Below are 14,420 nucleotides of genomic sequence, written 5' to 3' on the forward strand. Positions count from 1 at the left end.
GAGCGTGGTCGTGCGGTTGGCTGAGGTGTTCCAGCGTGCGGTCGGCGGGAGGGACGTCGGCTTCAGCGCGTACGACGGCAGCCGGGCGGGACCCGCGGACGCGGGCGTGCGCATCGAGGTGCGCACCCCGCAGGCGCTGTCCTACCTGGCATCGGCACCCGGGGAGCTGGGCCTGGCCCGCGCGTACGTGACCGGGCACCTGGAGATCATCGGTGACGTGTACGGGGCGCTGACGCGCCTGTCGGAGCTGTCGCTGCGGGAGGTGCCGTGGGGGCAGCGGGTGGAGCTGCTGGCCACCCTGGGGCGGGCCAGGCTGGGGACGCGGGTCGAGCCGCCACCGCAGGAGCGGCGGTTGCACGGGCTGCGGCACTCCAGGTCGCGGGACCGCGAGGCGATCGCCCACCACTACGACGTGTCGAACAAGTTCTACGAGTGGCTGCTCGGGCCCTCCATGGCCTACACGTGCGCGGTGTACCCGACCCCGGGGTCCACTGTGGAGCAGGCGCAGTTCGCCAAGCACGACCTGGTGGCGCGCAAGCTGGGGCTGGAGCCCGGGATGCGGCTGCTGGACGTGGGCTGCGGCTGGGGCGGGATGGTCCTGCACGCGGCCCGCGAGTACGGCGTGCGGGCGCTGGGCGTGACGCTGTCGCGCAACCAGGCGGAGTGGGCGCGCAAGGCCATCGCCGAGGCGGGCCTGTCCGACCTGGCCGAGGTGCGGCACCTGGACTACCGGGACGTGCGCGAGGACGGGTTCGACGCGGTCAGCTCCATCGGCCTCACCGAGCACATCGGCAAGGCCAAGCTGCCCGCGTACTTCCGGTCCCTGAACCGGAAGCTGCGCCCCGGCGGCCGGCTGCTGAACCACTGCATCACCCGGCCGGACAACCGGCAGCCCGCCCGGACCGGCGGCTTCATCAACCGGTACGTGTTCCCGGACGGCGAGCTGGTCGGTCCCGGCCACCTCGTGTCGCTCATGCACGACACCGGCCTGGAGGTGCGGCACGAGGAGAACCTGCGCGAGCACTACGCCCTGACCCTGGCGGCGTGGTCGCGGAACCTGGACGAGCACTGGGACGAGGCGGTGGCCGAGGTGGGCCTGGCCCGCGCCCGGGTGTGGCGCCTGTACCTGGCGGCGTCCCGGCTGGGGTTCGACCGCAACAACATCCAGCTGCACCAGGTGCTGGGTGTGAAGCTCGACGGCACGGACGCGCACATGCCCCTGCGGCCGGACTGGTGATCGGGCGAGGGAGCTTGGGCCGGAGGGCTGAGCACTGAAGATCGGCCGCGCGGGTCTGGCCGTCCTGGTCTGGCCGTGTGCGTCCGGCCGCATGGCTCCGGCTGCGCGGGTCCGAGCGCGAAGGCCCGAACAGCCGAACACTGCCGGGGCGCTCAAGGGTTCACCGCCCTTGAGCGCCCGCTGGTCCCACCACCCACCGCCCACTCCCCACCCACCATCAGGCGGTGAGCTGCCCGATGATCTGCTGCACCTCGTTCGACGGGATCGCGAAGCCGATGCCCACGCTGCCCGCCTGACCGCTGTCCGCCGCGGGCGAGTAGATCGCCGAGTTGATGCCGACGACCTCGCCCGCCGCGTTCACCAGCGGGCCGCCCGAGTTGCCGGGGTTGATCGAGGCGTCGGTCTGGATCGCCTGGTAGCTCACGGCCGCGTCGCGGCGGCCGGTGGTCGCCGGGACGGTCACCGTGCGGTCCAGGGCGCTGACGATGCCCGAGGTCACGGTGCCCTGGAGACCCTCCGGCGAGCCGATGGCCACCACCTGGTCACCGATCCTCACCTGGTCGGAGTCGGCGAACACGGCCGGGGTCAGGCCGCTCACGCCCTCCGCCCGCAGCACCGCCAGGTCGCTGGACGCGTCGCTGCCCAGCACCGAGGCGTCGACGGTCCGCCCGTCGGCCAGCGTCACGGTGACCTGGCGGGCCCCGGCGACCACGTGGTTGTTGGTCAGGATTCGCCCGTCACCGCTGAGCACCACGCCGGAGCCCAGGCCCTCGCCCTGGTCGGTGGTCACGTTGACCTGCACCACGCTGGGCAGCACCCGCGCGGCGATCGACGAGACGTCCGACGTGGACGGGGCGCCGGTCCGCAGCGCCGCCGGGCTGCTGACCGCGGCCGTGGTCGCGTCCGGCGCGTTGAGGGCGCCGACCACGCCACCGGTGACCCCGCCGAACAGCGCGGCGGCCAGCGCCGCCGAGGTCACCACCGTCCCGGTGCGCCGCCAGAACGGCGCCCGCTGCTCCACCAACGACCCGCTCACCGCGGGGAATTCCTCTGCCATGCACCCAGGTTCGCCCCGCGTCCTGTGAGCAGGCTGAGCCCCGGGTCAGGACTTGCCAAGAATCGCGGCGACCCCGTCCGCCGACAGCGGCTCGCCGAACAGCGGCCCCTGCACACCGGACACGCCCAGCCCGGCCAGCCGCGCCACCTCGTCCTCCGTGCGCACGCCCGCCGCGTGCAGGGGGAGGCCCAGGGTCCGCGCCCACGACAGCAGCGCCGCGGTCGCGTCCTCGTCCATCGGGGTCGCGTCCGCGGTGATCCCGCGCATCGGCGCGCCCTCGAACTTGAGCCCGCACAGCGGCAGCCGGCGCAGCCGGTCGATGCCGTGGTTGGCGTTGCCCACCCGGTCGAGCGCCAGCCCCACGCCGTGCTCGGTGAGGATGGCCAGCTCCTCCAACTGCTCCTCACCCAGCCGGCCGAGCAGCACCTCGTCCAGCTCCAACCGAAGCCCGGACGCGGGCAGACCGCTCTCCCGCAGCACCCGGCGCACCTCGGCCACCAGCTCCGGCTCCTGGCACTGCCGCGCGGTCAGGTTCATGGTCAGCACGGGCGCCGCCGCGCCGAGCTCCGCGTGCCAGCGGCCGGCGTCGTGGCACGCCTGCTCCAGCGCCCACGCGCCCAGCCGCGCGGCCATGCCGGTGCCGGCGACCAGCGGGCCCAGCTCCAGCGGGTCGACCGGGCCCTCGGCGGGGTGCTCCCAGCGCAGCCGCGCCTCCACGGCCAGCAGCGACCGGTCCGCCGACGAGCGCACCGGCTCGTAGTCGACCCGGAAGTCGCCCTGCTCCAGCCCGCCCGCGACGGACGCGGCCAGCCGCATCGGGGTCCGCTCCCGCCGGTCGCGCTCGGGGTCGTAGAGCGCCCACTGCGCCTTGCCGTCCTCCTTCGCCCACCGCACGGTCACGTCGACGCACCGCATCAGCTCCGTCGCGTCCGCGCCGCGCGCCGCCCGCACCACGATGCCGACGCTGGCGGTCACGCCGATGCCGTCCTCCTCCACCCACACCGGCTCGGCGAGCAGGTCCAGCGCCTCCTCGGCGTACGTCACCACCGCGGGCACGTCGACCGGGTCGCGGATCAGCACGCCGAACTCGTCCGGCCCGATCCGGGCCAGCTGCCCGACCTCGCCGAACACCGACCGCAGGTGCGCGGCCGCGGCGCTGAGCACCCGGTTGCCGACCTCGTGCCCGAACGCGTCGTTGACCACCCGGAACCCGTCCAGGTCGAACACGACCAGCGCGAGCGCCGCCGGGCCCCTGGTGCCGACCGCGTTCTCCAGCCAGCCGACGAACTGGCCGCGGTTGGCCAGGCCGGTCTGCACGTCGTGCAGGCTCTGGTGCAGCAGCCGCGCCTGGAGCGCCCGCACCTCGTCCAGGTCCTCCAGCACGGCCACGTAGTAGGCGGGCTCGTCCTCGTCGTCGCGCACCAGGGCGATCGAGACCAGCGCGGTGACCGGCTCGCCGTCGCCGCCCAGCAGCCGCAGCTCCGCGTGCACCTGGTCGCGGTCGTCGGTCCTCAGCCGTTCGGCCAGCCGGGTCAGCGCCGCCTGGTCGTCGGGGTGCACGAGGGCGCGGCTGGTGGTCCCGGCCAGCTCCTCGGCGCCGCGGCCGAGCATGTCCAGCATGGCGGTGTTGCAGTCCAGCAGCTCGCCGCCGAGGCCGGTGACCGCGATGGCCGCGGGCGAGGTCCGGAACACCGCGCGGAACTTGGCCTCGCTGGCCCGCAGCTTCGCCTCGGCCGACCGGGTGAGCCGCAGCGCGCGGGTCTGGCTCTGCTCCTGCTCGTCGAGGGTGTGCACGCGCAGGCCGTCGGCGAACCCGGCGGCGAACGCGGCCAGCACGCCCATCAGCCGCTTCGCCCGGTCGGCGGGCAGTCCGAAGTGGTCCAGCAGGTGGTCGCCGACGAACGCGAGCGAGCGCTCCAGCGTGGACGCGGACCGCAGGCCGTGCTCGACCATCGCGCGGCCCGCCCGCTGCGCCGCGGTCGCGGGGCCGTCGTGCCTCAGCGCGGTGTGCAGGTCGGTGGTGAACCCGGCGAGCAACGCCTCCAGCCGGGGACGCCGGAGGTCGGCCACCACGGTCGAACCGATGGTGGCGGCCCACCGCCGGGCGAACTCGCCCCGGTCGTCGCCGGACTCGTCACCCGGTCTTGCCGCGCCTGCCTCTTCGACCATCTTCATTCAGCTCTGCGGGCCCGTCGTAGAGGGGACATCCTGGGTGTCGACCTGCCGCGCGATGGGGCACCGCGATAAGCCGACGTGCGCATTTCCGGTCATTCTTCACTCGAATGGTGCAATGGCAGACCGTAGGGCGCGATTCAGCTTAGTGTCACCCGCCCGAACATGCACAAGACGACCGCGTCACACCCCCGGAGCAGCCCAAACACCCCATCGTTCCCGTCCCCGGAGGAATTGGACCCCCGTCGGACCTGAACGCTTCTTGGAACGTTTTGCGGCGTTCCCCACCACCCCCGGCCGCGCGAGTCGTACGTCCAGGCCCGCCGTGTCGTACGTCCAGGACCCCCGAACTACACGTTCAGGACCCCCGGACCCGGCAACGCCCAGGGCCCCCGGACCACGGGGGTCCGGGGGCCCTGGAGGAGGGTGTCCCGAGGTCAGGCGACCGCGGCGAGGACCGAGGCGATCCGGGTGGCGATCCGGTCGTTGTCGGTGGGGGCGAGGCTGAGCCAGCCGTCCTCGTGCACCATCAGGTAGCGGCCCTGGTGGGTGTCGAACCACGTGATCAGGGTGCCCGCCCGGGTGCGCCGGTAGCCGCCGGCCACGCTGACGCCGAACTGGCCGCCCGCGACCCGGCTCGCGGCCAGCTCGCTGACCGCGGTCGCGTCCTCGCGCGACAGTCCCGCCTTCTGGAGCGCCTCGCGCTCGTCCAGCTCACCGCCGCCCCACGGGTCGTCCTCGTCGTCGTCCTGCTCGTCCTGGAGCGCCACGGCCTCGTGCAGCGTCTCCAGCCGCAGCGACAGGGCGCTGCCCGGCCCCGCCGACCCGCCCGGCAGCACGTCCACGATGGACCGGGCCAGCGCCGTCGGCCGGATGCCCAGCACGCCGATCGACCCGCTGTCGATCACCGCCATCGCGCCCAGCTCACCGCCCGCCACGGCCACCGCCCGCACCGCCCGGTCCACGTGGGCCACCGCGTCGACGGCCACCTCGTGCTCCGCCAGCAGCCGCAGCAGCTCGACCAGCCGCGGTGCGGGCTCGCCGTACCCGGCCAGCGCCTGGCCCCGCAGGTGCTCGCGCTCCTCCTCGGTGGACCCGGGGACCGGCACGTCCAGCGGGTAGGGCAGCCGGCCCAGCCGGAGGTGGTGCCACAGCGCGTCCAGCTCCCGCGGCGTCAGCAGGAACTCGGGCTCGATCACGCCTGCTCGCCCTTCTTGCGCGGCTTCGCGCCGCCGATCACCGACGGGGGCAGGTTCTCGCCGGGCACCTCGAAGATGTCCTCGCCCCGGATGTACGCCGCGGCGCGGTGCTCCTTGTCCTCGTCCTGACCGCCGCCGGCGGGGGCGCCGCCCATGGGCGCGCCACCGGCCATCGGGGACGCCGCCGCGCTTGCCGCGCCGGGACCGAAGCCGGGCACCGGTCCGCGGGGCGCGCCGGGCCCGGCCGTGCCCGTCGAGCCGCCGGCCGCGAGGGAACCGCCCGTGCCACCGGCGCCGCCCGACCCGGTCGGGCCGAACCCGCCGGCACCGCCGCCGACGGCGCCGCCCGCGCCGCCGCCGAACCCACCGGCTCCGCCGCCACCACCGCCGAAGCCGCCCGCGCCGCCGGACCCGGTCGGTCCGAAACCGCCACCCGTCGGCCCGAAGCCGGGCACACCGCCCACCGGCACGCGGCCGGGACCGGTCACCGGGGGCGTGCCGGGGCTGCCGGCCGGGACGTAGGCGGGCGGCTTCACGCCGGGCGGCAGGGTGCCGCCACCCTGCTTGGGCGCGGTGTTCGGGTTCGCCGGCTGGTACGGCGGCACGTAGCCGCCCCCGCTGGACGGCGGCACGTACCCGCTGCCCGACGGGGTGTAGCCGGGGGTGGTGTAGCCGGGGGTGGTGTAGCCGGGGGTGGTGTAGCCGGGGGTGTAGCCGCCGGGCGCGGTGTACCCGCCCGGAGCGGTGTACCCGCCGCCCGAGGGCGCGGTGTAGCCCGCCGGGTTGTACGGGTGGGCCACCGGCACCCGGGCCGCCGCCGCGGCCGCCGTGGTGCCCTCGGGCCGGGAGATGGCCGGGGGCATCCCGAGGGCCGCGGCCGCCGTCGCGTACGAGCCGCCGGTCGGCGCGGGGGCCGTGTAGGACGCGGCCGGCGTCAGCGGCGCCGCGGGCGTGGTCGTCGCCGCGTAGCCGGACGGTGCCGTCGCCGCGCCACCGCCACCGCCCGACGAGTAGGCGCTGACCGCCGTCGCGTCACCCAGCACCGGCCCCGACACCGAGGTGGCCGCCAGCGCGAGCCGGGGCTCCTCGGTCCGCCCGGTCACCGGGTTGAACGGCGGGGTGAACAGGGGCGTGCCCTGGTCGACGCCCCGCGACTCGTGCTCCATCGTGTTCATCACGGTCACGGCGTGCTCGTGCAGCGCCCGCGCCTGCTCGTTGGCCGCCTGCACGTCGGCGGCCGAGCTCGCCAGCCCCTGGATGCCGCCCGCGGTGAACGTCCCGGCCGCCTGGTCCCAGTTGAAGTCGACCGGCTCGGGCATGCTCGCCCGCGCGTTCTCCATGATGTGGCTCTGGTCCTGGACCCGCTTGCCCACCTCGACGGCGGTCGCCGCGGTGTCGGTGACCCAGTCGGCGAGCTTCTTGAGGGCCCCGCGCGCGGCGTCCGCGGCGTCGCCGGTCCAGCCGGACTCGCTCAGCGCGACCCGCTCGTTGATCAGCCGCGCCGACTCGGTCAGCTCGGTGCCGAACTGGCCCCACTCCGAGCCGATCTCGCCGGTCTGACCGGGGTCGTTGTTGTTGTGCACCGCCTCGTACAGCTCGCGGTGGGACCGGGACGCCCAGTTCTGCGTCTCGGTCAGGACCAGGTCGATCTCCTCGGCCTGCAGCTTCGTCATCTCCGCCGGTCCTCTCAGTTCCCGCTCAGCCGCTTCATCTCGACCTCGTGCTCCTCGTCGGCCGCCGTGAAGTTGCGGATGGCGCTGCGCACCGAGTCGTGCGTCTGCTGCAACACCTCGCGGTAGGCGGTCATCACGGCCACGAACGACCGGGGGTCGCCGTCGGCCCGGATCTCGAACTTGTGGGCCATCTTGTCGCCGACGGGGTTGGCGCCCAGCGGCGCGGGGCGGGCGAGGCGGCCGGCCCGCTCCAGCCACGAGTCGACCTGGTCGATCTGCTCCAGGAGCATCCGGCGCAGTTCCTCGCCCGTGGCGGGGTCGAGCGACACCCGCCCGGAGTTCACGGTCTCCTGGAGGGCCACGACCTTGCTGTCGAGGGTCGGGGCCTCCCGCGGCGGGGCCTGCTCGCCCCCGTCTTCGGCGATGTACATCGTCAATCCCTCGCGAAGGCAGCCTTCTGGACGGAACACACGGTCGCGCCGAGCTCCAACGCCCGGCCAACGCGGGGCCAACGCGCCGGTCAGGGCTGCCGCGGCCACTGTGCGAAACTCATCGATCACAAGGTGACTGCCCCGAAAGGTTGCAGGATGCGGGTGAACCTGCTCGGCCCGGTGGAGCTGGTTTCCGCAGGTGGGGAGCCGGTTCGACTGGGAGCGGCGAAGCGCAGGACCGTGCTGGCGGCCCTCGCGCTGGAGCTCAACCGGGTGGTGTCCGGTGACCGCCTCCTCGACCTGGTGTGGGACGGCTCACCCCCGCCGCAGGCCAAAGCCGCCCTCCAGGGACATATCGCCCAACTCCGGAAGGTCTTGACCGGGGGTGTAGCGCTCGTCACGCGTGCTCCCGGTTACGCGCTGACCGGCTCGCGGGACGCGGTGGACGCGTTCCGGTTCGAGGACCTGGTGGCGCGCGCGCGGGACGTGGCCGACGAGCGGGCCGTCGACCTGCTGCGGGAGGCGTTGGCGCTGTGGCGCGGGCCGGTGCTGGCCGACGTGCCCGGCGAGCAGCTGCGCGAGGCGGTGTCGGCGCGGTTGGAGGAGCGACGGCTGGGGGCCGTGCAGGACCTGGCGACGCGGCTGTTCCGGCTGGACCGGGCGGCAGAGGCGGTGCCCGCCCTGCGCGACGAGGTGGCGGCCGACCCGCTGCGCGAGGCCCTGGTGGCGCGGCTGGTGCTGGCCCTGCACGGGACCGGGCGGCAGGCCGAGGCGCTGGAGCTGTTCCACCGGACGCGGGAGCGGCTGGCCGAGGAGCTGGGCGTGGACCCGGGGCCGGAGCTGCGCGACGCCTACCAGGTCGTGCTGGGCGGTGCCGCCGTGCCGCCGCGGGCGCCGGTGAACCGCGCCCCCGCCCAGCTCCCGCGCGAGCACCGCGGGTTCGTGGGCCGGGAGCTGGAGCTGTCGGACCTGCGTGAGAGCCTGATGGGGCAGGACTCGGCGATCGGGCTGCTGGTGGGCCCGGCCGGGGTCGGCAAGACCGCGTTGGCGCTGCACTGGGCGCACCGGGTGGCGGGCGACTTCCCGGACGGGCAGCTGTTCGTCAACCTGCGCGGGTTCGACGAGACCGAGCCGCTGGACCCGCGAACCGCGCTGGTCGGGTTCCTGCGCGCGCTGGGGCTGACGGACTCGCAGATCGCGGCGGACCTGGAGGACCAGGCCGCGCAGTACCGGTCGCTGCTGGCCGGGCGGCGGGTGCTGGTGCTGCTGGACAACGCCCGGTCGGCCGAGCAGGTCCGGCCGCTGCTGCCCGGCTCGGCGCGGTGCCTGGTGCTGGTCACCTCGCGGCACCGGCTGGACGACCTCGTGGTGACCGAGGGCGCGTCCTCGCTGCACGTGCCGACGTTGCCGGAGGAGAGCGCGGAGCACCTGCTGGCGGCGCTGCTGGGGCGGCCGCGGATCGAGCAGGAGCCGGAGGCGGTGGCCGAGCTGTGCGAGCTGTGCGACCGGCTGCCGCTGGCGCTGCGGATCGCGGGCGCGCGGCTGGCGTCCCGGCCGCGGTGGACGATCCAGTCGCTGGTGGACGAGCTGCGCGACGAGCAGGGGCGACTGTCGGCGCTGTCGCTGCCCGAGGCGGGGCGCGGGGTGCACGCGGCGCTGGCGGTGAGCTACCGGGAGCTGCCGGAGGGCGCGGCGCGGCTGTTCCGGCGGCTGGGGCTGCACCCCGGCACGGACCTGGACAGCTACGCGGCGGCGGCGCTGCTGGACATCAACGTGGTGAGCGCGCGGACGCACCTGCGGACCCTGGCCTACGCCAACCTGCTGCACGAGTCCACGCCGGACCGGTACTCGCGGCACGACCTGGTGCGGCTGTTCACCCACCACCTGGCGGCGTCGGAGTCGGGGAAGGACAACAAGCTCGCCGCGCACCGGCTGCTGGACTACTACCTGCACGTGGCGGACTCGGCGCGGGCGCACCTGTCGGACCACGTGCTGCCGTTCGGGCCGCCGGCGCACCGGCCCGCGTCGTTCCCGGAGCTGTCCTCGCACGCGGCGGCGCTGGACTGGTTCACGCTGGAGGAGGCCAACCTCGGGCTGGCGCTGGACATCGCGGTGAACGCGGGCGAGCGCGAGCGGACGTGGCAGCTGGCGCTGTGCCTGGACGCGTTCCACTTCCGCCGCGGCAACCGGCTGGACCGGCTGGCGCTGTGCCGGATCGGGCTGGCGGCGGCGCGGTCGCTGGGGGACGGGCACGCGGAGGCGACGTTCCTGCTGCGCCTGGGGTCGACGCTGGCCGACCTCGGGCGGATCGACGAGGCGATCGCGGCGTGCACGCGCGCGGCGGCGCTGGCGGGCGGCGACCGGAACCTGGAGCTGGCCGCGCTGGCGAACCTGGGGTACTGCCTCATGGCGGACGACCGGCTGGACCGGGCGCAGGAGGTGATCCTGGAGGCGCTGGAGGTGGCCCGCGAGGTGGGTGACGCCCGCACGCAGGCGAACATCCGCAACAACCTGGCGAACGTGCTGCTGCGCAAGCACCAGCCGGAGGAGGCGCTGCGGCACGCGACCGAGGCGCTGGACCTGTTCCCGGCGGCCCCGTCCAAGGCGCACACGGCGACCCTGCACACGCTGGGGGCGGCGGCGCAGCAGCTGGGACGGGCCGACGAGGCGCTGGAGTCCTACCGGGCGGGGCTGGAGCTGGCGGCGAGCCTGGGCGACCGGTACCAGGAGGCGCTGTGCCACCGGGCCATCGGCGACGTGCTGGAGCAGTCGGAGGGCGTGGACGCCGCCCGCCCGCACTGGCTGGCCGCGTTCAACCTGTACCGCGACCTGCGCCTGGCCGACGCCGACGACCTGGCGCGCAAGCTGTCCCCGGCCACCCGCCCGTGAGTCGCGAACGCTCAACTCGGGGGTCCCGAACGTAGAACTCGGGGGTCCCGAACGTACGACACGGTGGTCCCGAACGTACGACACGCGCACGTGTCGAACACTCAGGTCGCGCGAGTCGTACGTTCAGGTCGCGCGTGTCGTACGTTCAGGTCGCGCGTGTCGTACGTTCAGGTTGGGTGAGTCGTACGTTCAGGACCCGCGTGTTGTACGTTCGGGAGTCCTGGGGTGAGTGGGTGGGTTGGGTCAGGCGGTGGCTGTGGCGGCTGCTCGGCCGGCTACCCGGCCGGAGAACAGGCAGCCGCCCAGGAAGGTGCCCTCCAGGGCCCGGTAGCCGTGGACGCCGCCGCCGCCGAAGCCCGCGGCTTCGCCGGCCGCGTAGACGTTGGGCAGGGGGTCGCCGGACGGGGTGAGGACGCGGGCGTCCAGGTCGGTGTGCAGGCCGCCCAGGGTCTTGCGGGTCAGGACGGAGAGGCGCACGGCGATCAGGGGACCGGCCTTCGGGTCGAGCAGGGGGTGGGGCTCGACCACCCGGATCAGCTTGTCGGTGAGGAAGCGGCGGGCCTCGCGCATGGCGTTGACCTGCGCGTCCTTGCCCAGGCCGGAGATGACCTGGCGGTCGCGCTCCACGATCGTGCGCCGCAGTTCGTCGGCGTCGATCAGGGACGTGCCGGCGAGCCGGTTCATGCCGGCGGCCAGCTCGGCGGGGGTGTCGGCGAAGATGAACTCCTCGGACAGCTCGGCGAACGCCTCGACGGGCGCGACCGCGCCGGGCAGGGCCCGCTTGAGCACCAGCTTGACGTCCTTGCCGGTCAGGTCGGGGTTCTGCTCCGAGCCCGACAGCGCGAACTCCTTGCCGATGATCCGCTTGTTCAGCACGAACCACGAGTGGCCGTGGCCGGTCTTGACGATGTGCTCCAGCGCGCCCAGCGCGTCGAAGCCCGGGAACAGGGGCACCGGCAGGCGCCGGCCGGTGGCGTCGAGCCACAGCGACGACGGGCCGGGCAGGATGCGGATGCCGTGGCGGCTCCACACCGGGGCGTAGTTGGCGATGCCCTCGGGGTAGTGCCACATGCGGTCCTCGTTGACGATGGCGCCGCCCGCGTCCCGCACGACCCCGAGCAGCTCGCCGTCCACGTGGTCGGGCACGCCGGACAGCATGTGCTCCGGCGGGGTGCCGAGCCGGGCCGGCCAGTTGCGGCGCACCACCTCGTGGTTGGCGCCGATGCCGCCGGAGGTGATCACCACGGCCTGGGCGCGCAGCTCGAAGTCCGCCACGACCGCGCGGGAGCTGGGTTCGCCGCGCTCGACCGCGCTGGGCTCCAGCACGGAGCCGCTGACGCCGTCGACCTCGCCGCCGGTGCTGGTCAGGCCGGTCACGCGGTGCCGGAACCGCAGGTCGACCAGGCCGCGCGCGACGCCCGCGCGCACCCGCCGCACGAACGGCGCCACGATGCCGGGCCCGGTGCCCCAGGTGACGTGGAACCGCGGCACGGAGTTGCCGTGCCCGCCGGCCAGGTACCCGCCGCGCTCGGCCCACTGCACCAGCGGGAACCAGCGGACGCCCATCGCGTGCAGCCACGACCGCTTCTCGCCCGCGGCGAAGTGCACGTACGCCTCGGCCCACCGCCGGGGCCAGTGGTCGCACTCGCGGTCGAACGCCGCCGAGCCCAGCCAGTCCTGGAGCGCCAGCTCGGCCGAGTCGCGGACCTTCAGGCGCCGCTGCTCGGGCGTGTCGACCAGGAACAGCCCGCCGAACGACCAGAACGCCTGCCCGCCGAACGAGGTCTCCGGTTCCTGGTCGAGCAGGATGACCCGGCGGCCCGCGTCGACCAGCTCGGCGGTGGCGACCAGGCCCGCGAGACCCGCGCCGACGACGATGACATCCGCGTCCTGTGGCATCGGGCGAGTCTAGATCGAGGCGCACGTCGCGCAAGACAGTTGAATAAATTTCACTTTCGAGGAGAGGGGGGCCGGTGTCGTACGCATCGGGTGAGGTCGGCGCCGTGTGGCGACCCGTGGACGCGGTGCCGACCATCGACCGACCGCTGACGCGGGCGCGGCTGGTGGGGACCGGCGACGTGACCGGGGGGCGGTTCGGTCTGTTCGAGTGGCGGATGCGCCCGCGCGCGGGCGGCCCGGCCGCGCACTTCCACAAGACGTTCTCCGAGTCGTTCTACGTGCTGTCCGGCGCGGTCCGGTTGTTCAACGGCGAGACCTGGGTCGAGGCGACCGCCGGCGATTTCCTCTACGTGCCGGAACGGGGCGTGCACGCTTTCCGCAACGATTCCGACGAGCCCGCGTCGATGTTGATCCTGTTCGCGCCCGGCCCGCCGCGCGAGGAGTACTTCCGGGAACTGGCCGAGATCGGCGAGTCCGGGCGGCGGCTCACCCCGGAGGAGTGGACCGAGCTGTACGCCCGGCACGACCAGTACATGGTCTGATCGAGGGGTCACGACCGGTGCGGTGGCCGAGCGAGGGGCCACTACCGGTGCGGTGGCCGAGCGAGGGGTCACGACCGCTACGAGGGGGTTCGGGGCCGCCGGCCGTCCGGTGAGGGGGTGTTCCGTCCGGCCGACGGCGGTCGGGCGTGCGTGGGCGCACCTGCAACGTCCTCGGGGAGAGGGGCCGCGCGGGGCACGGGGGGAGGCACCCCGGCGGTCCTGACGTCCGGTGCGGCGTCCACGCCGCGCCGACCACTGGTAGAACGGCCGGTGTCGAACGGCTGTTCCCCGGGTGACCGGGGGGTGTCAGGCGTCACCACGCAGTTCGGTCACCCGCCGCTGCGCCCGGGCGAGCCGGTCCCGCGCGGTGTCCGCCCGGCGACGGGCCCGCTCGGCGGCCACCGCCGCCGCGTGCTCGGCCCGCTGCGCCCGCTGGAGCTCGGCGCGCAGCGACGCCGCGTGCTCGGCCCGCTCGTCCAGCAGCCGGTCGGCCTCGGCCAGCGACGCCTCCGCCCGCCGCGCGTCGGACCGGGCGGCGTCGACGTCCCCGCGGGCCTTGGCCAGCTGCCGCTCCCGGCGCTGCTCGCCGCGGGGCGCGAGGTCGTCGCGCACGCCGACCGCACCCGGCCCCACCGGCGGGAACGCCGCCCGCTCGACCGGCCTGACCAGCCGGCCGATCCGGATCCGGGCGGCCAGCACGCGGTCCGCGCACGCCGCGACCAGCGTGGCGCGCACCTGCCGCACGGCCTCCGGCCCGAGCGGGTGGCCCGCCGCGCGCGCCAGGTCCTCGGCCTGCCGGGCCAGGGCGTTGAGCGTGACCCGGCGGCGCGCGCCGAGTTGCCGCAGCGCGTTCCCGCGCAGCTCCTCCGCCGCCCGCAGCTCCTCGCCCAGCGCCAGCAGGTCGACCAGCACGTCGGTCTCGCGGGCCAGCGAGTTGAGCGCCCACGCCGACGCGGTCGGCTTGCGCAGCGCGGCGATCTCGCGGGCCAGCGCCTGGTCGCCGAGGCGGGCGGCCCGCCGGGCGTGGGCGTCGCGGGCCGCGACGAACCCCGCCGGCGGCAGCGCGTACAGCTCGTCGGCTATCCGGTCGATCGGCACGACGTCCACGATGCCGACCAGTCTGCTCGCCATCGAGTTGATGTGCGGTTCGTTACTGATTGCGGGGGTGATTCGACAATTCACCGTTGACACTGGTTGACACACCGGCCGGTTGGCTCTTGACTGGAGGGGTCGCGGCCCTCCTCGGCTTGTGCGGCACATTTCGCGCATTCGCGCAAGAGGTCATCCAGTCCAATGTGGACTTCACTGTTGCGCTGTTCGT

General features: G+C 74.6%; 10 protein-coding genes. 3 read left to right on the forward strand and 7 right to left on the reverse strand.

Annotated elements, in window-relative coordinates:
• Positions 1–10: 10 nt before the first annotated feature.
• Positions 11–1,237, forward strand: coding sequence for a class I SAM-dependent methyltransferase (locus ACFP3R_RS13325; RefSeq protein WP_380635983.1), 1,227 nt, complete (start codon positions 11–13; stop codon positions 1,235–1,237).
• A 217-nt stretch (positions 1,238–1,454) separates the two neighbouring features.
• Here the strand turns inward: ACFP3R_RS13325 and ACFP3R_RS13330 are convergent, their stop codons facing one another.
• The 5 genes from ACFP3R_RS13330 to ACFP3R_RS13350 all read right to left on the reverse strand — a co-directional run bounded on the left by ACFP3R_RS13330 (position 1,455) and on the right by ACFP3R_RS13350 (position 7,769).
• Complete coding sequence (locus tag ACFP3R_RS13330) at positions 1,455–2,294, reverse strand: S1C family serine protease (protein ID WP_380635985.1); 840 nt, start codon at positions 2,292–2,294, stop codon at positions 1,455–1,457.
• A 45-nt stretch (positions 2,295–2,339) separates the two neighbouring features.
• Positions 2,340–4,463: a putative bifunctional diguanylate cyclase/phosphodiesterase gene (locus ACFP3R_RS13335; RefSeq protein ID WP_380635987.1), complete on the reverse strand. Its 2,124-nt coding sequence runs from the start codon at positions 4,461–4,463 to the stop codon at positions 2,340–2,342.
• Between the two features lie 440 nt (positions 4,464–4,903).
• Positions 4,904–5,665 (reverse strand): ESX secretion-associated protein EspG, encoded by a 762-nt coding sequence (locus tag ACFP3R_RS13340; RefSeq protein WP_380635989.1) that lies wholly within the window; start codon positions 5,663–5,665, stop codon positions 4,904–4,906.
• Positions 5,662–7,338, reverse strand: coding sequence for a PPE domain-containing protein (locus tag ACFP3R_RS13345; RefSeq protein ID WP_380635990.1), 1,677 nt, complete (start codon positions 7,336–7,338; stop codon positions 5,662–5,664). The genes ACFP3R_RS13340 and ACFP3R_RS13345 overlap by 4 nt, the downstream gene beginning before the upstream one ends.
• A 14-nt stretch (positions 7,339–7,352) precedes the next feature.
• Entirely contained in the window at positions 7,353–7,769 is a 417-nt protein-coding gene (locus tag ACFP3R_RS13350) for a hypothetical protein (protein WP_380635992.1), read from the reverse strand.
• Between the two features lie 156 nt (positions 7,770–7,925).
• On the opposite strand from ACFP3R_RS13350, the gene ACFP3R_RS13355 reads away from it, so the two are divergent.
• Positions 7,926–10,658: an AfsR/SARP family transcriptional regulator gene (locus ACFP3R_RS13355; RefSeq protein ID WP_380635994.1), complete on the forward strand. Its 2,733-nt coding sequence runs from the start codon at positions 7,926–7,928 to the stop codon at positions 10,656–10,658.
• Between the two features lie 243 nt (positions 10,659–10,901).
• On the opposite strand, the gene ACFP3R_RS13360 is transcribed toward ACFP3R_RS13355, so the two are convergent.
• Entirely contained in the window at positions 10,902–12,557 is a 1,656-nt protein-coding gene (locus ACFP3R_RS13360; protein ID WP_380635996.1) for an FAD-binding dehydrogenase, read from the reverse strand.
• 74 nt (positions 12,558–12,631) lie between these two features.
• Between ACFP3R_RS13360 and ACFP3R_RS13365 the strand changes: the two genes are divergently transcribed.
• Positions 12,632–13,099 carry a cupin domain-containing protein gene (locus tag ACFP3R_RS13365; RefSeq protein WP_380635997.1) on the forward strand — a complete coding sequence of 156 codons (468 nt, stop codon included), beginning with the start codon at positions 12,632–12,634 and terminating at the stop codon, positions 13,097–13,099.
• A gap of 306 nt (positions 13,100–13,405) precedes the next feature.
• On the opposite strand, the gene ACFP3R_RS13370 is transcribed toward ACFP3R_RS13365, so the two are convergent.
• Positions 13,406–14,230: a hypothetical protein gene (locus ACFP3R_RS13370; protein WP_380635999.1), complete on the reverse strand. Its 825-nt coding sequence runs from the start codon at positions 14,228–14,230 to the stop codon at positions 13,406–13,408.
• Positions 14,231–14,420: the final 190 nt, after the last annotated feature.

The sequence above is a fragment of the Saccharothrix lopnurensis genome (assembly GCF_042658445.1).
Classification (GTDB): domain Bacteria; phylum Actinomycetota; class Actinomycetes; order Mycobacteriales; family Pseudonocardiaceae; genus Actinosynnema; species Actinosynnema lopnurensis.

Bases quoted from the DNA above. Each gene is read 5' to 3' on its own strand.
- ACFP3R_RS13330 (WP_380635985.1), bottom strand. From the start codon at position 2,294: ATGGCAGAGGAATTCCCCGCGGTGAGCGGGTCGTTGGTGGAGCAGCGG.
- ACFP3R_RS13335 (WP_380635987.1), bottom strand. From the start codon at position 4,463: ATGGTCGAAGAGGCAGGCGCGGCAAGACCGGGTGACGAGTCCGGCGAC.
- ACFP3R_RS13345 (WP_380635990.1), bottom strand. From the start codon at position 7,338: ATGACGAAGCTGCAGGCCGAGGAGATCGACCTGGTCCTGACCGAGACG.
- ACFP3R_RS13350 (WP_380635992.1), bottom strand. From the start codon at position 7,769: ATGTACATCGCCGAAGACGGGGGCGAGCAGGCCCCGCCGCGGGAGGCC.
- ACFP3R_RS13355 (WP_380635994.1), top strand. From the start codon at position 7,926: ATGCGGGTGAACCTGCTCGGCCCGGTGGAGCTGGTTTCCGCAGGTGGG.
- ACFP3R_RS13360 (WP_380635996.1), bottom strand. From the start codon at position 12,557: ATGCCACAGGACGCGGATGTCATCGTCGTCGGCGCGGGTCTCGCGGGC.
- ACFP3R_RS13370 (WP_380635999.1), bottom strand. From the start codon at position 14,230: ATGGCGAGCAGACTGGTCGGCATCGTGGACGTCGTGCCGATCGACCGG.